Raw genomic sequence first — 22127 nt, forward strand, 5'->3', positions numbered from 1 at the left:
GCCGGGGGGTGCCAGGACAGCACTGGAATCACTTTCGTGAAGGGGAGTTCGTTGCAAGAGCGGCCGTACATTCCGCCCGGGGCCTTCCCGTTGTCCTCCGCCCAGCGTTCGATCTGGGTCGCGCAACAGCTGGCACCCGAGGTCCCCGTCTGCATCGCCCAGTACGTCGACCTGCCCGGAGACCTCGACCTGGATCTGCTGCGCGCCGTCGCGCACGAGGCCGCGCGCGAGTTCCAGTCGCCGTACCTGCGCGTCGTCGAGGTCGACGGCGAGCCCTACCAGTACGTCGATCCGGACCTCGACCGCAGCGACGTCCCGCTGCTCGACTTCTCCGGGGCCCCGGACCCGATGGCCGCGGCGCAGCAGTGGATGAACACCGACTACGCCACCCCGGTCGATCTGGCCCGCGACCCGCTGGTGAACATGACGATCCTGCGGCTCGGCGAGCGACGGCACCTGTGGTACAGCCGGATCCACCACGTCGCCCTCGACGGTTTCGGCGCCATGACGATGGTCAACCGGATCGCCGCCCTGTACTCGGCGGCCCACGAGGACCGGGCCCCCGAGCCGCCCACCGCCGCCGACCTGCACTCCCTCTACCGATCCGACCTCGACTACCGCGGTTCGAGCCGGTACACGAGCGACCGCGACTACTGGATCGGGCGGGTCGCCGGGCTCGAGGACGGATCGACCCTGGCGCGGCGGACGGCCCCGACCGCCGCGCGCAGCACCCTCGACAGCGTCACCCTGCCCGACGACCTGGTCGCCCGGCTGACCGACGCCGACGCCACGAGCGGATCGTCGGCGGCCGCGACGGTGGTCGCGGCGTTCGCGTGCTACCTCTCCCGGATCACCGGCCGCGCCGACGTGATGCTCAACCTGCCGGTGTTCGCGCGGACCACCGTGGCGGCCAAGCGCTCCGGCGGCATGCTCGTCAACACCGCGCCGCTGCACATCCGCCTCGAGGACACCGACACCCGCGGCGACCTGGTGCACCGCGCCCAGCTGGAACTGACCGGTGCGCTGCGGCACCAGCGGTTCAGCCTCGAGGACATCCGCCGCGAGACCGGCACCACCGGCCGGGCCCGCAGCTACGGCGGACCGATGATCAACGTGATGCTCTTCCGCCAGGAGATCGCGCTCGGCCCCATCCGCGGCGAGTTCCACATCATGACCTCGGGTCCGGTCGAGGACCTGCTGGTCAACATCTATCAGAGCGGCACCCCCGCCCGGACGTTCGTGGATTTCCGCGGCAATCCCCACCAGTACGAGCCGGACGAGCTGCGCGAGCACCACGCTCGCTTTGTCGAGCTGTTCGGCGAGTTCCTGCGGGCCGAACCGGACACGCCGGTCGCGCGCATCCACCCCGCGACCGCCGCCGTCGCCGAGCGCCTGCGCCGCGACGCCGACCTCGAGCGGTTCTGGCGGGCCGCCCTGGCCGGGGCGCCCGAACACCTCGAGCTGCCCGCCGACCGTCGCCGCACCGGTCCGCGCAGCACCCCCGTCGCCGCCCGCCTCGACCTACCCGTCCCCGCCGAGCTGGGGGACCGGGTGGGCGACCTCGCCCGGCGCCACGGCGTCACCGCCACCGAGGTGCTGCACGCCGCCGCCGCGGTCCTCGTCGCCCGGCTCACCGCCGGCGCCGACACCCTCGTCGGACTGTCCACCCCGGCCGGGGCGCTGCCGCTGCGGGTGCGGCTCGACGAGAACGAGCCGTTCGCCGAGCTGCTCGGTCGGGTCGCGGCGATCCACGCCGCCGCCACCGCCCACGCCGACGTCCCGGCCGACCGGCTCGCCCGGTGCTTCGACGCACAGCACGTGCCGGCCCTGCCGGTGCTTCTCGACCCCGGCGGCACCGCCGCCGACGACGGCCTCGCGCACGCCGAACTCGCGCTGCACACCGCGACCGGCCCCGACGGCACCCACCTGCGGGGTACGTACGCCACCGACCTCTACGACCCCGCCACCGCACGATCGTTCTTCGAACGTTTGCTGCGGGTTCTGGGCACCGTCGCCGCCGACCCCACCGCCCCGGTCGGCAGCGTCGACATCGTCTTCCCGGACGAAGCGGCGCAGCTGAGCCCGGTCCGCGGACTGCCCGGCGTGTCCCCGCAGCTGTGGCCCGAGATCCTCACCGCGGTGGCTTCGCACGTCCCGGAGGCGAGTGCGCTCGAGTTCGAGGGCCGCACGATGACGTACGGGCAGCTCGACGCCTGGTCCGATCGGGTCGCCCGGGTCCTGATCGACGCCGGCGCCGGGCCGGAGACGTTCGTCGCCCTCGGCATCGCCCGATCCCTCGAATCGGTGGCCGCGATCTGGGCGGTGGCCAAGTCCGGTGCCGCCTACATGCCGGTCGACCCGACGTACCCGGCCGAGCGGATCGAGTACATGCTCGCCGACTCCGGGGCGGTGCTCGGGCTGACCACCACCGCCCACCGCGACGGCCTGCCGGACGACGTGCCGTGGCTGGTGCTCGACGACGCGGAGTTCGTCACGGCGCTGGACTCGGTCCCCGACGGCCCGTTGTCGGACCTCGACCGGCGCGGCGCGCTGCACTTCGACCATCCCGCCTACCTGATCTACACCTCCGGGTCCACCGGTCGACCCAAGGGCGTGGTGGTCCCGCATCGCGGTCTGGCGAACCTGTGCGCCGAACTGCACGGCCGGCACGGCCCCACCTTGCACTCGCGGGTCTCGCACTTCTCGTCGCCGAGCTTCGACGCCTCGGTGTACGAGTACATGACCGCCTTCGCGATCGGCGCCACCCTCGTCGTGGTGCCCCCGACGATCTACGGCGGCGAGGAACTCGCCCGCTTCTTCCGCGAGCAACGCATCACCCATGCCTTCTCCACCCCCGCGGCGCTGGCCTCGGTCGACCCGGAGGGCGTCGCCGCCGAGTCGGTCACCGTCGCCGGGGACGCGTGCCCGCCCGAACTCGTCGCCCGCTGGGCCCCGGGCCGACGGATGTTCAACGCGTACGGCCCGACCGAGGCCACCATCGTCGTCAACATCTGCGGCCCGCTGACGCCGGCACCGGCGATCCCGATCGGCACCCCCGTGCGCGGCACCCACGAGGTCGTCCTGGACTCCCGACTGCGGCCGGTGCCGGTCGGGGTCGCCGGCGATCTCTACATCGCCGGACCGGGCATCACCCGCGGCTACCGCGGCCGGCCCGGGCTCAGCGCCGAACGGTTCGTCGCCGACCCGTTCGGGGCGCCGGGGGAGCGGATGTACCGCACCGGCGACGTGGTGCGCTGGCGCACCGACGGCGACCTCGAGTACCTCGGGCGTTCCGATTTCCAGGTCAAGGTCCGTGGGTTCCGCATCGAGCTCGGCGAGATCGACACCGTCCTGACCGCCCACGACGATGTCGCGTTCGCGGTGACGATCGGGCACACCGCCCCGTCCGGCGACACCGTCCTGGTGTCCTACGTGCTGCCGCCGGCCGGGCACACCGCCGAACCCGGCGCCCTCCTCGCGCACCTGTCGCGGAGCCTGCCGGCGCACATGGTGCCCACGGCGATGGTCGTTCTCGACGAGATCCCCCTCACTCCCGTCGGCAAGCTCGACCGGCGTGCGCTGCCGGTGCCCGTGCTCGCGCCCGACGGCAGCACCTACGTCGCGCCGTCCTCCGACGCCGAACGGACGGTGGCGCAGGTGTTCGCCGAACTCCTCGGCGTCGACCGCGTCGGTGTCGACGACAGCTTCTTCGATCTCGGCGGGAACTCGCTGATCGCCACCCGGGTGGTCGCCCGCGTCAACGCCGCCCTCGGCACCGACGCCGGCGTGCGGGCATTGTTCGAGGCCCCCACGGTGCGGACCCTGGCCGCCCTGACCGCCGGCGCCGGCGCGGGCACCCGGGCGCCGCTGGTGGCCGGGCCCCGCCCGGACGTGCTCCCGGTCTCCGCAGCGCAGCAGCGGATGTGGTTCGTCAACCAGCTCGACACCACCTCCCCGGCCTACAACATCCCGATGGCGATCCGGCTGCGCGGCCGACTCGACCGCGACGCCCTCACCGCCGCCGTCACCGATGTGCTCGCCCGCCACGAGGCCCTGCGCACCGAGTTCCCGGCCACCGCCGACGGACCCGTCCAGCGGATCCGCCCGGTCGAGCAGGTGCCCGTCGATCTCACCGCGACGACCGTCACCGCCGGTGGGCTGGCGCAGCGGGTGGCGGCGGAGGTGACCGCGGGGTTCGATGTGGCGGCGCAGGTGCCGGTGCGGGTGCGGTTGTTCGTGCTCGGCGACGGGGAGCATGTGCTGGTGTTCGTGGTGCATCACATCGCGGCGGACGGGGCGTCGATGGCGCCGCTGGCGCGGGACCTGATGACTGCCTACGCCGCCCGCACCGACGGCTCCGCGCCCGCCTGGACGCCCCTCGAGGTGCAGTACGCCGACTACGCGCTGTGGCAGCGGGAGGTCCTCGGCGACCCGGCCGACCCGGACTCGCTCGCCGCCGCCCAACTCGACTACTGGCGCGAGACCCTGTCCGGGGCACCGGAAGTGCTGGCGCTGCCCACCGACCGGCCCCGCCCGCCGCACCAGTCGTTCCGCGGCGCCACCGTCCGCTTCGACGTCGGTGCCGAGCTGTACCGGGCCGTCGGCGAACTGGCCCGCACCCACGGCGCCACCCCCTTCATCACCGTGCACGCCGCCCTGGCGGTGCTGCTGTCCCGGCTGTCGGGCAGCGACGACGTCACCGTGGGCACCCCCGTCTCCGGTCGCGGCGACCGTGCCCTCGACGATCTGGTCGGCATGTTCGTCAACACCGTGGTGCTGCGCACCCCCGTCGACGCGCAGCACACCTTCGCCGAACACCTGACCCGCGTGCGGGACCGGGACCTCGACGCCCTCGCCCACACCGACCTGCCGTTCGACGCCCTGGTCGATGCCGTCCCCGGCCACCGGTCCGAGGCGTACGCGCCGCTGTTCCAGGTGATGCTGGCATTCCAGAACACCGAGTCGGCCCGCCTGCAGCTACCCGACCTGACCGTCGACGTCTCCGAAATCGACACCGGCACCACCAAATTCGATCTGCACCTGACCCTGACCGAGGTCCCCGGCCACGACGGCGCCGCCCTCACCGGCGCCCTGTCGTATGCGACCGACCTGTTCGACCCCGGCACCGTCACCGCCCTCACCGAGCGGTTCGTGAGGCTGCTCACCGCCGTGACCGCCGCCCCGCACGTCCCCGTCGGCGACCTCGACCTGCTCGAGGGGGGAGAACGGGAGCTGATCCTGCGGCGCTGGAACGCCACCGACGCGCCCCGCACCGCGCACACCCTCGCCGACCTGTTCGCCCGACAGGCCGCCCGCACGCCCGACGCCGACGCCGTCGTGTTCGGCGACGAGACCGTGACGTACGCCGACTTCGACGCCCGCACCAACCGGCTCGCCCGGCACCTGATCGCCGCCGGGGTCGGTCCGGACCGTCTCGTCGGTCTCGCGATGCGCCGCTCGGTCGAGCTGCTCGTCGGGATGTACGCGGTGATCAAGGCCGGCGGCGCGTACCTGCCGCTCGACCCCGACCATCCCGCCGACCGGCTCGAGTACGTCCTGGACAACGCCCGCCCGGTGTGCGTGCTCACCACCACCGCCGACCGGACACCGCTGCCCACCTCCGTCCCGGTCCTCGAGCTGGACCGGCTGGAGCCGAGCGGCGAGTCCGCCGCCGCCCTCACCCCGCAGGAGCGCACCGCCCCGCTGACGGGGGACCACCTCGCCTACGTGCTCTACACCTCCGGCTCCACCGGCCGCCCCAAGGGGGTCGCGGTCCCGCACGCCGCGATCGTCAACCGGCTGCGGTGGATGCAGCACGCCTACCCGCTCACCGCCGAGGACACCGTCCTGCAGAAGACCCCGTTCACGTTCGACGTGTCGGTGTGGGAGTTCTTCTGGCCGTTGCACACCGGGGCTCGGCTCGTCGTCGCCGCACCCGACGGGCACCGCGACCCCGCCTACCTGACCACCGTCGTCGAGCAGCAGCACGTCACCGTGGCGCATTTCGTGCCGTCCATGCTCGCGGTGTTCGTCGCGGCCACCGACGCGGGCCGCTGCCCGTCGCTGCGGCTGCTGTTCTGCAGCGGCGAGGCGCTGCCACCGGCCACGGTCACCGCCGCCCACGCGGCGTTCCCCGCCGCCGCGCTGCACAACCTGTACGGGCCCACCGAGGCCGCCGTCGACGTCACCTCGTGGGCGTGCACCGACGACGACGCCGACGTCGTGCCGATCGGTGCACCGGTGTGGAACACCCGCGTCCACGTCCTCGACGCGCGGCTGCACCCCGTCCCCGTCGGTGCCGTCGGCGAGCTGTACCTGTCCGGCATCCAGCTCGCCCGCGGCTACGTCGGGCGCGGCGACCTGACCGCCGACCGGTTCGTCGCCGACCCCTTCGGTCCACCCGGCACCCGCATGTACCGCACCGGCGACCTCGTGTCCTGGCGCCGCGACGGCAACCTGGTCTACCTCGGCCGTTCCGACTTCCAGGTCAAGCTCCGGGGGCTGCGAATCGAACTCGGCGAGATCGAGCACGCGTTGCTCGCCGACCCGGTCGTCGCGCAGACCGCCGTCGTGGTGCACCGGCCCACCGGCGCCGCCGACGGTTCCGACGGGGTGCTCGTGGCGTACGTGGTACCCGAGTCCGACCGCACCGTCGACACCGCGGCCCTGCTCGAGGCGGCCGCCGCCCGGCTGCCCGGCTACATGGTGCCCACCCACGTCGTCGTCCTCGACCGGCTCCCGCTGAACCCGAACGGCAAGCTCGACCGCAAGGCCCTGCCCGCCCCGGATCTCGCCGCCGACCGGGCGGCGGAACACGTCGCGCCGCGGACCCCGGTCGAACAGGTGCTGGCCGAGATCTTCGCCGATCTGCTCGCGGTACCGAGGGTCGGTGTGCACGACAACTTCCTGGAACTGGGCGGAAACTCGTTGCTGGCCATGCGGATGGCCGCGCGGATCGCCGCCGCGACCGGCGCCGAGGTGGGCGTGCGGGACCTGTTCGACGCACCCACCGTCGCGGCCCTGGCCGAGCGGCTACGTGACCGTGACGCCGCCGCCCGGCCCCCGCTCGCCGCCGCGACCCGGCCGCCGGTGGTCCCGCTGTCCCCGGCGCAGCAGCGCATGTGGTTCATCAACCAGTTCGACACGACGTCCCCGGCCTACAACATCGCCGTCGCGTTGCGCCTGGCCGGGACGCTGGACCACGCCGCGCTGCGGGCCGCCGCCGCCGACGTCGCCGCCCGGCACGAGACACTGCGCACGCGCTACCCGCTCACCGACGACGGCCCGGTACAGGTCGTGCTGCCCGTCGCGGTGTGGCAGCCCGACTTCACCGTCACCCCCGTCGAGACCGAGGACACGGTGCCCGCGCACATCGACCGGATCGTCGGCACCGGCTTCGACGTCGCCACCGAGGTGCCGGTGCGGATCCGGCTGCTCACCGTCACCGACACCGACCACGTGCTGGTCCTGGTCGTGCACCACATCGCCGCCGACGGATTCTCGATGGGACCGCTGGGGCGGGATCTGATGACCGCGTACGCCGCCCGCGCCGAGGGGCACGCCCCCACCTGGTCGCCGCTGCCGGTGCAGTACGCCGACTACACGCTGTGGCAGCACACCGTGCTGGGCGACGAGTCCGAGCCCGCCTCCCTCGCCGCAAGGCAGCTCGCGTTCTGGCACGACACCCTGGCCGGGGCACCGGAACTGCTCGAGCTGCCGTGGGATCGGCCGCGCCCGGTGCAGCAGTCCGGCCGCGGTGCCCGCGTGGCCTTCGAGATCGGCACCGACACCCATCGCGGGATGCTCGCGTTGGCCCGCGCGCACGACGCGTCGCTGTTCATGGTCGTGCATGCGGCGCTCACGGTGCTGCTGGCCCGGCTGTCCACCAGCGACGACATCGTGATCGGCACCCCCGTCGCCGGCCGCGGCGACCGCGCCCTCGACGATCTCGTCGGCATGTTCGTCAACACCGTCGTGCTGCGGGCCCCGGTCGACGAACGCGAACGGTTCGATTCGCTGCTGCGGCGCGTCCGCTCGGCGGACCTGGCGGCCTTCGGCCAGGCCGACGTCCCGTTCGAGCGGCTCGTCGAGGCCCTCGACCCGCCCCGGTCGACGTCCTACCCGCCGCTGTTCCAGGTGCTGCTCGAATTCCAGGACATCGAGCGCCCCGACATCGCCCTGCCCGGGGCGACGGCCCGCGTGCTCGACCTCGATCCCGGCCTGTCCCCGTTCGACCTGCAGCTGTCGATCGCCGAACGGCCCGCCGGATCCGGCGTGCAGGCGGCGTTCACGTACGCCACCGACCTGTTCGACGCGGCCACAATCGCCTCGTTCGCGGACCGGTTCGTGCGGATCCTCGACGCCGTCACCGCGGATGCGGCCGTGACGGTGGGGGACGTGGAGATCGTCACCCCCCGCGAATTCGCCACCCTCGCCCCGGCGCGGGGCCGGCCCGCGGTCTCCCCCCAGCTGTGGCCCGAACTGCTGTCGTCGGTGGCGGCGATCGTGCCGGAGGCGGTCGCGCTGTCGTTCGAAGGCCGCACCGTCACCTACGGTGAGCTCGACGCCTGGTCCAACCGGCTGGCCCGGGTCCTCGTCGAGCGCGGCGTCGGACCCGAATCCTTCGTCGCGCTGGGGATTTCCCGATCGATCGAGTCGGTGGCGGCGGTGTGGGCGGTGACCAAGTCCGGGGCGGCGTTCGTCCCCGTCGATCCCGGCTACCCGCCCGAGCGGATCGCCTACATGCTCGACGACTGCCGGGCCGTCCTCGGACTGACCACCACCGCCCACCGTGACGTGTGGCCCGCCGACTCGGTGCCGTGGCTGCTGCTCGACGACCCCGGCCTGCGCCGCGGACTCGACGACGTCTCGCCCGCCCCGGTCACCGACGACGACCGTCGGGCCCCGCTGCGGTACGACCATCCGGCCTACCTGATCTACACCTCCGGCTCGACCGGTCGACCCAAGGGCGTCGTCGTCACCCACCGCGGCCTGACGAACCTCAATGCCGAAGTGCGCGAACACTTCTCGATCACCCACCGGGCCCGCGTGTCGCATCTGGCCTCGCCGAGCTTCGACGCGTCCCTGTTCGAGCTGACCAAGGCGTTCTGCGCCGGCGCCACTCTCGTCATCGTGCCGCCCACCGTCTACGGCGGCGAGGAACTCGCCCGCATCCTGCGCGAGGAACACATCACCCACGCCTTCGTCACCCCCACCACCCTCGCCTCCCTCGACCCCACCGGGCTCGACGAGCTGCGCGTGCTCGTCGTCGCCGGGGAGGCCTGCCCACCGGAACTGGTCGACCGGTGGGCGCCGGGCCGGCACATGTACAACGGCTACGGCCCGTCCGAGGCCACCATCGAAACCAGCGTCAGCCCCGACATGCGTCCGGACACCACCGTCACCGTCGGCGGCCCCGCGATCGGTTTCCACGAGGTCGTCCTCGACGAACGACTGCGGCCTGTCCCCACCGGGGTCGCCGGTGAGCTCTACATCGCCGGCGCCGGCCTCGCCCGCGGCTACCATCGTCGCCCCGACCTGACCGCCGCCCGGTTCGTCGCCGACCCGTTCGGGGCGCCGGGGGAGCGGATGTACCGCACCGGCGACGTGGTGCGCTGGCGCACCGACGGCACCGTCGAGTACCTCGGGCGTTCCGATTTCCAGGTCAAGGTCCGTGGGTTCCGCATCGAACTCGGCGAGATCGACACCGTCCTGACCGCCCACGACGATGTCGCGTTCGCGGTGACGATCGGGCACACCACCCCGTCCGGCGACACCGCCCTCGTCGCCTACGTGCTGCCGGAGACCGGCCACCACGTCGACACCGCCGCGCTGCGCGCCCACGTCGCCGCGCAACTGCCGGCGCACATGGTGCCCGCCGCGGTCGTCGTCCTCGACGAGATCCCGCTCACCCCCGTCGGCAAGCTCGACCGCCGCGCCCTGCCGGTACCCGACCTGTCGGCCACCGGCGAATACCGCGCCCCGGCCACCGAGACCGAGACCGTCATCGCCGAGATCGTCGCCGAGGCCCTCGGCCACGAGAAGGTCTCCGTCGACGACAGCTTCTTCGACCTCGGCGGGAACTCGCTGATCGCCACCCGGGTGGTCGCCCGCATCAACGCCGCCCTCGGCACCGACGCCGGCGTGCGGGCATTGTTCGAGGCCCCCACGGTGCGGACCCTGGCCGCCCGCATCCTCGACGACCACGCCGGCGGCCCCCGCGTCCCCCTCACCGCAGGCCCGCGCCCGGATAGGATCCCGCTGTCCCCGGCGCAGCAGCGGATGTGGTTCGTCAACCAGTTCGACACCACCTCGGCCGCCTACAACATCCCCCTGGCGATCCGGCTGACCGGCCGCCTCGACCGGGCAGCGCTCACCGCCGCCGTGCACGACCTGATCGCCCGTCACGAAACCCTGCGCACCTGGTACCCGAGCGAGAACACCGGACCGGCGCAGCTGGTCACCGACCCCGTCCAGGCCACCCCCGACCTCGATCCGGTCCCGGTGTCCGCCGATGGACTGGCGCAGCGGGTGGCGGCGGAGGTGACCGCGGGGTTCGATGTGGCGGCGCAGGTGCCGGTGCGGGTGCGGTTGTTCGTGCTCGGCGACGGGGAGCATGTGCTGGTGTTCGTGGTGCATCACATCGCGGCGGACGGGGCGTCGATGGCGCCGCTGGCGCGGGACCTGATGACCGCCTACGCCGCCCGCACCCGGGGACAGGACCCGGCGTGGACCCCGCTGCCGGTGCAGTACGCCGACTACGCGCTGTGGCAGCGGGAGGTCCTCGGCGACCCGGCCGACCCGGACTCGCTGACCGCCCGGCAGCTCGACTACTGGCGCACCGCCCTGGCCGACCTGCCGGAGATCCTGCCGCTGCCCACCGACCGGCCCCGCCCGCCGCACCAGTCGTTCCGCGGCGCCACCGTCCGCTTCGACGTCGAACCCGACCTGCACCGCCGCCTCACCGACCTCGCCGCCGCCCACGGCACGACCGTGTTCATGGCCGTGCACGCGGTGCTGGCGGTGCTGCTGGCGCGACTGTCGGGCAGCGACGACATCGCGGTGGGCACTCCCATCGCCGGCCGGGGGCATCGTGCCCTCGACGATCTGGTCGGCATGTTCGTCAACACCCTGGTGCTGCGTACCCCGGTCACCCCGGCCCTGCCGTTCACCGACCACCTCGAACGCACCCGCGAGGTCGATCTCGCCGCCTTCGGCCACGCAGACCTGCCCTTCGAGAAGCTCGTCGACGCTCTCGCCCCCACCCGCGCCACCGACCATGCCCCGCTCGTCCAGGTGGTCCTCGAATTCCAGAACAACGAACGCGCCCACCTGCAGCTGCCGGACCTGACCGTCGACGCCCTCGACGCCGACGCCCCCGTCGCCAAGTTCGACCTGCAGCTGACGATGGGGGAGAACCCGCCCGCCGGTCCCGACCCCGCCGGCATGACCGGCGCCTTCACCTTCGCCACCGACCTGTTCGACGCCGCCACCGTCACCACCTTCGCCGAGCGGTTCGTGCGGCTGCTCACCGCCGTCACCACCGACCCGGCCCGGCCCGTCGGCGACCTCGACCTGCTCGACCCGGCCGAACGACCCGCGCCCGCGCCCCGCCCCGTCCGGCACGCCGAGACCCTCACCGCCGTCTTCGCGCGGTCCGTCGCCGCCGGACCCGACACGGTCGCGATCACCGCCCCCACCGACCCGGCCACCCCGGCGCTGACCTACCGCGACCTCGCCGCGCGGGCCCGCCGCCTGGCCCGGGACCTGATCGCCCACGGCGCCGGACCCGACCGGCTCGTCGCCGTCGCCGTGCCCCGCTCCACCGACCTGATCGTCACCCTGCTCGCCGTCCTCGAGACCGGCGCCGGATACCTGCCCGTCGACGTGTCCTACCCGCCGGAGCGGCTCGCGTTCCTCTTCGACGACGCCCGGCCGGTGTGCATCGTCAGCACCACCGCCGACACCGCCGCCCTGCCCGCCGGGGACACCCCGGTGCTGCTGCTCGACACCCCCGACACCGCCGCCCGGCTCGCCGACCTACCCGACGGCCCGCTCACCGACGCCGACCGGCTCGGAGCGCTGCACCCCGACCACGCCGCCTACGTCATCTACACCTCCGGCTCGACCGGCCGCCCCAAGGGCGTCGTCGTCCCGCACCGCAACGTCGTCACCCTCCTCGCCGAAACCCAGGGCCGGTTCGGGTTCGACGAGCACGACGTGTGGACCATGTTCCACTCCTACGCCTTCGACTTCTCGGTGTGGGAACTGTGGGGCGCCCTCGCCTACGGTGGCCGCCTCGTCGTCGTCGACCACCACACCGCCCGCTCCCCGGAGGCATTCCTCGACCTGCTGCGCCGCGAGCACGTCACCGTGCTCAACCAGACACCGACCGCGTTCTACCAGCTGATCGAGGCCGACCGCGCCGCCGGCGACCACACCCTGTCGCTGCGCTACGTCGTCTTCGGCGGCGAGGCCCTCGACCTCGCCCAGCTCGAACGCTGGTATCGCCGCCACCCGGACACCGCCCCGGCGCTGGTGAACATGTACGGCATCACCGAAACCACCGTGCACGTGACCCTGCAGCCGCTGGACCGGCAGTTCGCCGCGACCGCCTCGGCCAGCGTCATCGGCGACGCCATCCCCGGCCTGACGGTGCACGTCCTCGACCGGCGCCTGCACCCGGTGCCGACGGGCGTGATCGGCGAGATGTACGTCTCCGGGGACCAGGCCGCCCGCGGCTACCTCGGCCGCCCCGACCTGACCGCCGCGCGCTTCGTCGCCGACCCGTTCGCCGGCCCGGGCGCGCGCATGTACCGCACCGGCGACCTCGCCCGCCGCCGCCGCGACGGCCGGCTCGAATACCTCGGCCGCAGCGACTTCCAGGTGCAGCTGCACGGTTTCCGCATCGAGCTGGGGGAGGTGGAGGCGGCGTTGCTGCGCTGCCCGGGCGTCGCCCGCGCCGTCGTCGTGCTCCACCGCGACGAGCGGGCCGCCGACCGCCTCGTCGGATACGTGGTTCCGGAGACCGGCGCGACCGTCGACGTGGCCGCCACGCTCGAGCAGGTCGCCGTCGGTCTCGCCGCCTACATGGTCCCGGCCACCCTCGTCGTCCTCGACACCCTGCCGGTCACGGCCACCGGCAAACTCGACCGCAGGGCACTGCCCGACCCCGACTTCGGCGCGCTGGCCACCACGACCCGCGCCCCCGCCGGCCACCTCGAAAGGCAGCTCGTCGAGCTGTTCGCGCAGGTCCTCGGCCTCGACACGGTCGGCGTGGACGACTCGTTCTTCGCGCTCGGCGGGGACAGCATCATGTCCATCCAGCTGGTCTCACGCGCCCGCGCCGACGGCATCGAGCTGAGCCCCCGGGACGTGTTCGAACGCAAGACCCCCGCCTCCCTCGCCGCCGTCGCCACCCTCGGCGACGGCCCCGCCGTCCTCGCGGAGCTGCCCGGCCGCGGCGTCGGCGCCGTCCCCCTGACCCCGATCGTGCGGTGGATGCTCGAACGCGGCGGTAGCATCGACCGCTACTCGCAGGCCGCGCTGTTGCGGCTGCCCGCCGGGTTGGACCGTGCCACCCTGACGGCCACGCTGCAGGCGGTGCTGGACCGGCACGACATCCTCCGCGCCCGCCTCGTCCCCGACGTCGACGACCCCGCCGGCGTCGGCCTGCAGGTCCGCGGCCCCGGCGCGGTCACCGCCGACCCGCTCATCCACCGCGTCCCCGTCACCACCGCCGCCGACACCGACGACTTCTTCGCCCTCGCCGCCGCCGAACTCGACGCCGCCGCCGACCGCCTCGACACCGCCGCCGGAATCCTGCTGCAGGCGGTGTGGTTCGACGCCGCCGCCGGCGCCGGGCGCCTGCTGCTGGTCGTGCACCACCTCGCCGTCGACGGGGTGTCCTGGCGCATCCTCGTCCCCGACCTCGCGACCGCGTGGGCCGCCGCCCGTCACGGCACCGCGATCGAGGACACCCCCGCCGGCACCTCCGTGCGACGCTGGGCGCACGCCCTCGTCGACGCCGCGCACCGCGCCGACCGTGTCGCCGAACTCGACCGCTGGACCGCGATCCTCGACGGGGACGACCCGCTGCTCGGGGACCGTCCGCTCGACCCGGTCGTCGACACCAACGCCACGGTCCGCACCCTGGCCACCGACCTGCCCGCCGACGTCACCGCAGCGCTGCTGACCACGGTGCCCGGCGCGTTCCACGGCACCGTCAACGACGGCCTGCTCACCGCCCTGGCACTGGCGGTCACCGCCTGGCGCCGCGACCGCGGCACCGTCACCGACCACGTCCTGATCGCGCTCGAGGGCCACGGCCGCGAAACCGCCGTCGCCCCCGGCGCGGACCTCTCCCACACCGTCGGGTGGTTCACCACCATTCATCCGGTCCGGTTCGACCTGAGCGATGTCGACCTGCCGGATGCGCTCGACGGCGGCGACGCTGCCGGCGCCGCCGTCAAGGCCGTCAAGGAACAACTCGCCGCCGTCCCCGACCACGGCATCGGGTTCGGCCTGCTGCGCTACCTCAACGCCGACACCGCCGCCCGGTTGCGCACCCGCCCCGCCCCGCAGATCAGCTTCAACTACCTGGGTCGGCTCACCCCGGGCGTCACCGACGCGGACACCCCGTGGCTCCCGGTCGACGCCTTCGACCGGGGCGGCGCGCAGAGCCCGGACATGCCGGCCGCCGCGGTCGTCGACATCAACGCCGTCACCGTGCCCACCACCGACGGGCCCGTGCTGCGCGCCACCTGGTCCTACCCGCAGCACCTGCTCACCGACGCCGACGTCGCCGCCCTCACCGAGCGGTGGGCGGCCGCCGCCGCCGCCCTCGCCCGACACGTCCACCGCCCGCACGCCGGGGGCCTGACCCCGTCCGACGTGCCCCTCGTCGCCCTCGACCAGCCCGCCCTCGACCGCCTCGAACGCCACTACCGCGCGGCCGGGCACGCCGGCGGCCTGGCCACCGTGTGGCCCGTCGCCCCGCTGCAGGCCGGGTTGCTGTTCCACGCCCTGCTCGCCGAGCAGTCCGCCGACGCCTACGTCGTCCAACTCGTCCTCGACCTGCAGGGCACCGTGGACCCGGACCGGCTGCGCCGCGCCGCGCAACTGCTGCTCGACCGCCACCCCAACCTGCGGGCCGCGTTCGCCGACGACGGCTCCGGCGGCTTCGTGCAGGTCGTGCCCGCCCGCGTCGACCTGCCCTGGACGGTGCTCGACCTGACCGGCCTCGACGACCCGGACCGCCAGGCGGCGCGCCTGCTCGACGAGGACCGCCGCACCCGCTTCGACACCGCCGTCGCCCCGCTGCTGCGCGCCACCCTCGTGCGGGTCGCCGCCGACCGGTACCGACTGGCCCTGACCAACCACCACATCCTGCTCGACGGCTGGTCCACTCCGCTGCTGGTCAAGGATCTGCTGCTGCTCTACGCCACCGACGGCGACACCGCGGCCCTCGGCCGCCCGCGCAGCTACGGCGACTACCTGCGGTGGCTGGCCGGGCAGGACACCGACGTCGCCGCGGACGCCTGGGCCCACGCCCTCGCCGGCCTCGACGAACCCACCCTGCTCGCCCCCACCCACCGGCCCGGTCGCACCGCCGCGGTCTCGCAAGATCTCGACCTGGACCTTCCGGGTGGGCTCGCCGCGCGCCTCGACGCCGTCGCCGCCGACCGCGGCGTGACCGTCAACACCGTGGTGCAGACCGCGTGGGCGCTCGTGCTCGGTGCGCTCACCGGCCGCGACGACGTCGTCTTCGGCGCCACCGTCTCCGGCCGGCCCCCGCAGGTCACCGGAATCGAGTCGATGGTGGGGCTGTTCATCAACACCGTCCCGGTCCGGGTCACCGTGCGCCCCGCCGAGACCCTCGGCGCCCTGCTCGACCGAGTACAGGCCGAGCAGGCGGCCCTGCTCGACCACCACCACATCGGACTGAGCACCATCGAACGCCGGGTCGGCGCCGCCGCCGGCTTCGACACCCTCACCGTGTTCGAGTCCTACCCGGTGGACCGGGCCGGTCTGACCGAGGACACCGACATCGCCGGGATGCGGGTGGCCGGGATCAGCGGCCACGACGCCACGCACTACCCGCTGAGCATCGTCGCCCACCCGGCCGGCAGCGGGGACACCGCCACCCTGCACCTGCGGCTGAAGTACCTGCCCGAAGTCTTCGACCGTGCGACCGTCGAGACCATCGCCCACCGCATCGAGAAGGTCCTGACCGCCCTCGCCGGCGATCTGCACGCCCCGGCCGCGGCCGTCGACGTGCTCGTCGGCGACGAACGCGCCGCCCTGGCCCCGGTCCGTGGTCCCGTCGGCGGCACCACCCACACCCTGCCGGAGCTGTTCGGCGCGACCGCCGCCGCGCACCCGGACGCCGTCGCGATCGTCGACGGCGCCACCCGGTGGACCTACCGCCGCCTCGACGACTGGTCCACCCGCGCCGCACGCGTCCTGACCGACCTCGGCGTGGGCCCGGAAACCTTCGTGGCCCTGGGCATCTCGCGGTCGCTGCATTCGGTGGCCGCGATGTGGGCCGTGACCAAGACCGGTGCCGCGTTCGTGCCCGTCGACCCGAACTATCCCACCGACCGCATCGCCTTCATGCTCGCCGACAGCGGCGCCGCCCTCGGGCTCACCACCGCCGCACACCACGACACCCTGCCCGGCACCGTCCGCTGGCTCACCGTCGACACCGACGACTTCGCCGCCCGGCTCGCCGACACCCCCGCCGGGCCCCTCGGCGACGCCGACCGCCGCGGCCCCCTGCGGCTGGACCACCCCGCCTACCTCATCTACACCTCCGGTTCCACCGGCCGCCCGAAGGGTGTGGTGACCACCCACCGCAGCCTCGAGAACTTCGCCCTCGACCAGCGGGAGCGGTTCGGGGCCGGACCCGACGCCACCGTCATGCACTTCTCCTCCCCGAGCTTCGACGCCTCGATCTTCGAGTACCTGCTCGCGTTCGGTTCCGGCGCCGCCCTCGCGGTCGTACCGCCCACCGTGTACGGCGGTGAGGAACTCGCCCGCGTCCTGCGCGAGCACAGCGTCACCCACGGCTTCATCACCCCCGCCGCCCTCGCCTCCCTGCCCGCCGCCGACCTCGACGCCTTCGCCGACCTCGCCGTCGGCGGTGAGGCCTGGCCGGCCGAACTACGCGACACCTGGGCACCCGGCCGGCGCCTGGTCAACGCCTACGGCCCCACCGAGACCACGATCATGGCCGCGATCAGCGCCCCGATGACCGCCGCCGGCCCCCTCACCCTCGGGGGACCGCTGCGCGGTGTCCGCGCCGTCGTCCTCGACGCCGCCCTGCGCCCCGTGCCCGCCGGCGTCGCCGGCGAGCTGTACCTCGGCGGCCTCGGCCTGGCCCGCGGCTACCACGCCCGCCCCGACCTGACCGCCGCCCGGTTCGTCGCCGACCCGTTCGGGACGCCGGGGGAGCGGCTGTACCGCACCGGCGACGTGGTGCGCTGGACCGACGCCCTCGAACTGGAATACGTGGGCCGCTCCGACTTCCAGGTCAAGGTCCGCGGGTTCCGCATCGAACTCGGCGAGATCGACGCCGCGTTGTGCAGCCACCCTGACGTCGCGTTCGCCGCGACCCTCGGCCACACCGCGCCCTCCGGGGAGACGGTGCTCGTCGCCTACGTGCTGCCCACCCCTGGCCACGAAATCGGCACCGACATCCTGCGCGCGCACGTCGGCGACCGGCTGCCCGCGCACATGGTGCCCGCCGCGGTCGTCGTCCTCGACGAGATCCCGCTCACCCCGGTCGGCAAACTCGACCGCCGCGCCCTGCCCGCACCGGACCTGTCCGGCGGCAGCGGGGACTACATCCCACCGGCCGACGAACTCGAAACCGCCGTCGCCGGGGTGTTCGCCGACGTCCTCGGCCTCGACCGGGTCTCGGTGACCGACAACTTCTTCGACATCGGCGGCAACTCCCTCGTCGCGACCCGCGCCGCGTCGCGTCTCGGCGCCGCCCTCGGCGTCGACCTCGGGGTACGGGCCCTGTTCGAAGCCCCGACCGTCCGCGCCCTCGCGGCCCGGCTCGCCGCGACCCCGGGCACCGAACCGGCCACCGGTGCCGGACCGGTCCGCCGCCCCCGCCCGGACCGCATCCCCCTGTCCCCGGCCCAGCAACGGATGTGGTTCGTCAACCAGTTCGACACCAGCTCCCCGGCCTACAACATTCCGCTCGCGATCCGGCTGACCGGTCATCTGTCCGTCGCCGCGCTCGACACCGCCGTCCGCGACGTCCTGGCCCGGCACGAGAGCCTGCGCACCGTCTACCCGGCCGGCCCCGACGGGCCCGTGCAGCGGATCCTCGACGCCGACGACGTCGGTCTCACCGTCGACGTCGTGCCCGCCACCGAGGACACCGTCCTCGCTGCCGCCGCGGAGTTCGCCGCCACCGGATTCGACGTCACCGTCGACGTGCCGCTGCGGGCGCGGGTGTATGCGCTCGGCCGCGACGAGCACCTCGCCGTCCTCGTTGTCCACCACATCGCCGGGGACGGCTTCTCCACCGGGCCCCTCGCCCGCGACCTGATGACCGCCTACCGCTCACGCACCCGCGGCGACGCCCCCGCCTGGGCGCCACTGGACGTGCAGTACGCCGACTACACCCTCTGGCAGGTCGGCCGCCTCGGCGACGCCGCCGTCCCCGGCTCCCTCGCCGCCACCCAGCTCGACTACTGGCGCACCGCCCTGGCCGGCCTGCCCGAAGTCCTCGCCCTGCCCACCGACCGGCCGCGGCCCGCACAGCAGTCCTTCCGCGGCGACGTCGTCCGCTTCCCGATCGACGCCGCCCTGCACGAACGCCTCACCCGCCTCGCCGCCGCCCGCGGCACGACCGTGTTCATGGCCGTGCACGCGGTGCTGGCGGTGCTGCTGGCGCGGTTGTCGGGCAGCGACGACATCGCGGTGGGCACTCCCATCGCCGGCCGGGGGCATCGTGCCCTCGACGATCTGGTCGGCATGTTCGTCAACACCCTGGTGCTGCGCACCCACGTTCCCGGACAGCGCACCTACGCCGATCTGCTCACCGCCGTCACCACCACCGACCTCGACGCCTTCGCCCACGCCGACGTCCCCTTCGAACAGGTCGTCGAAGCCGTCGACCCGGCCCGTTCCACGGCCCACGCGCCGCTGTTCCAGGTCTCGCTCGAATTCCAGAACACCGCACGTCCCCGCCTCGAACTGCCGCACCTGACCGTCAGTGGCGTGCCGCTCGACCCGACGGTCGCCAACTTCGACCTCGAACTGCTCCTCGGCGAGAACCACGACGACACCGGCGCCCCCGCCGGCTTCGACGCCGCCCTCGTCTACGCCACCGACCTGTTCGACGCCGACACCGTCACCGCCTTCGCGGACCGGTTCGTCCGCCTGCTCGACGCCGTCACCGCCGCCCCCGACACCCCCGTCGGCGACATCGACCTCGTCACCGACGAGGAGCGTCGTGCCCTGGTCCCCGCCCACGGCCCGCACACCCTCGGCACCCGGGTGTGGCCGCAGATCCTCGCCGACGCCGTCGCCGTCGACCCGGACGCCCTCGCCGTCGTCGACGGGCCCCGCCGCGCCACCTACCGCGAACTCGACGCCCACTCGAGCCGCCTCGCCCGGATGCTCGTCGACTACGGTGTCGGCCCCGAGACGGTCGTCGCCCTCGGTCTGCCCCGCAGCCTCGACTCCGTGACCGCCCTGTGGGCCGTGACCAAGACCGGCGCCGCGTTCGTGCCCGTCGACCCGAGCTACCCGCGTGAACGCATCGAGTACATGCTCACCGACAGCGGTGCCGCCCTCGGCCTCACCGTCACCGCCCATCGCGACGGGCTGCCCGCCACCGTGCCGTGGTTCGCGCTGGACTCCGCCACCACCGTCGCCGAACTCGCGCCGTACGCACCCGAGCCCCCGACCGACGCCGAGCGCACCGCGACCCTCGAACCCGACCATCCCGCCTACCTGATCTACACCTCCGGGTCGACCGGCCGCCCCAAGGGCGTCGTGCTCACCCACCGCGGCCTGTCCGACCTCGCCGTCGAGGAACACCTGCACCTCGACGTCCGGCCCGGCAGCCGCGTCTCGCACCTGGCCTCGCCGAGCTTCGACGCCTCGGTGTTCGAACAGATGATGGCCCTCTCGGCCGGTGCCACCCTCGTGATCGTGCCCCCGGCCGTGTACGGCGGCGACGAACTCGCCGAGGTCCTGCACGCCGAACAGGTCACGCACGCGTTCATCACCCCGACCGCGCTGGCCTCCCTCGACCCGGACACCGTCGACAGCGTGGGGGTTCTCCTCGTCGCCGGTGAGGCCTGCCCTCCCGAACTCGTCGCCCGGTGGGCCCCAGGCCGCCGCCTGGTCGACGCCTACGGCCCCACCGAGGCGACCATCATGACCTCCATCAGCGATCCTTTGGCGCCGGGGGAACCCGTCACCATCGGCCGGCCCACCCGCGCCTTCCACGCCGTCGTCCTCGACGCCCGGCTGCGACCGGTGCCCGTCGGGGTCGCCGGTGAGTTGTACGTCGCGGGACCGGGCCTCGCGCGGGGCTACCACGCCCGCCCCGACCTGACCGCCGCGCGGTTCGTCGCCGACCCGTTCGGGGCGCCGGGGGAGCGGCTGTACCGCACCGGCGACGTGGTGCGCTGGACCAAGGACCACAGCCTCGAATACGTCGGTCGCTCCGATTTCCAGGTCAAGGTCCGCGGGTTCCGCATCGAACTCGCCGAGATCGACGCCGCGCTCACCGGGCACCGGGACGTGGTGTTCGCACACACCGTCGGCCGCACCGCCCCGTCCGGGGAGACCGTCCTCGCCTCGTACGTCCTGCCGGCCCCCGGCCGCGCCCCCGATCCCGCCGACATAAAAGCATTTGCAGCGCAACAGCTTCCGGGCCACATGGTGCCGACCGCCGTGGTCGTGCTCGACAGGATCCCGCTCACGCCGGCCGGCAAACTGGACCGGCGGGCCCTCCCGGAGCCGGACTTCGCCGCGCTCGGCGGCACCTACCGCGCCCCGGCCACGGAACTCGAACACACCGTGGTGGGGGTATTCGTCGACTATCTCGGCCTGGACCGGGTCTCGGTCGACGACAACTTCTTCGACCTCGGCGGCACCTCGCTGCTCGCCACCCGGATGCTGCCGGCACTCGGTGAGCGCCTCGGGCGGCCCGTCCCGCTGCACTCGATCTTCACGCATCCGACCCCCGCCGGCCTCGCCGCCCACCTCGGTGGCCCGCAGGAACGCACCGGCATCGACGAGGCCCTGCAGGTGCTCGTCCCCCTGCGCGACGGCACCGGCGCACCGCTGTTCTGCATCCACCCGGCCGCCGGGTTGTCGTGGGCCTACGCGCCGCTCGCCCAGCGCATCGGCGGCGACCGCCCCGTCTACGGGCTCCAGTTGCCCACTCTCAGTGGTGGTCCCGCCCCGGAGTCGGTCACCGCGCTGGCCCGGCGGTACGTCGAGGAGATCCGCCGTATCCAGCCGCACGGCCCCTATCACCTGCTCGGCTGGTCGCTCGGCGGCGTCGTCGCCCACGCCGTCGCCGTGGAACTGCGCCGGGGAGGGGAGCGGGTGGACACCCTCGCCCTGCTCGACAGTCACCTCAGCGTCCGGGGCGCCGGCTCGGTCGGGATCCGCGACATGCTCCGCGATCTGGGTGTGCCGTTCGACGCCGAACAGGAACCGACCTACGAGCAGGCGTCGGAGCTGCTCGATGCGGCGCTGGGCGGCGACACCGGTCTGACCGCCGCGCACCTCGAGCGGATCCACCGGGGCTCGGCCGCCGCGTTGCGGGCCGCCCGCCGGCACGCGCCCGCCACCTTCGACGGGGACGTGCTGTTCTTCACCGCCGTCCGGTCCGCCGCTCCGGTCGCGGCGGTCGCGGCCTGGCACAACGTGGTGTCGGGGGAGATCCACCAGTACCGGATCGACTGCGATCACCACGAGATGGTGTCCCCGCACGCGGTCGAGGCGATCGTGCAGGTCCTGTCGGCGCGACTGGCGGACCCGGCGGTCACCGGCGCGGGCCCACGGAACTGAAATCGCCGTCGGGACAGCATCTTCCGTATCCCCGCGGACGGTCACGGACGGGGTGAGGTCCCGCAGCGAAG

1 protein-coding gene is annotated in these 22127 nt (G+C 73.7%); it reads left to right on the top strand.

Features of this window, described 5'->3' with window-relative positions; translation table 11 throughout:
- The first annotated feature begins 51 nt into the window (after positions 1–51).
- Positions 52–22056 carry a non-ribosomal peptide synthetase gene (locus F1734_RS14485; protein ID WP_238423950.1) on the top strand — a complete coding sequence of 7335 codons (22005 nt, stop codon included), beginning with the start codon at positions 52–54 and terminating at the stop codon, positions 22054–22056.
- Positions 22057–22127: the final 71 nt, after the last annotated feature.

Origin of the sequence: Rhodococcus ruber, from assembly GCF_016804345.1 — a bacterium.
Taxonomy (GTDB): domain Bacteria; phylum Actinomycetota; class Actinomycetes; order Mycobacteriales; family Mycobacteriaceae; genus Rhodococcus; species Rhodococcus ruber.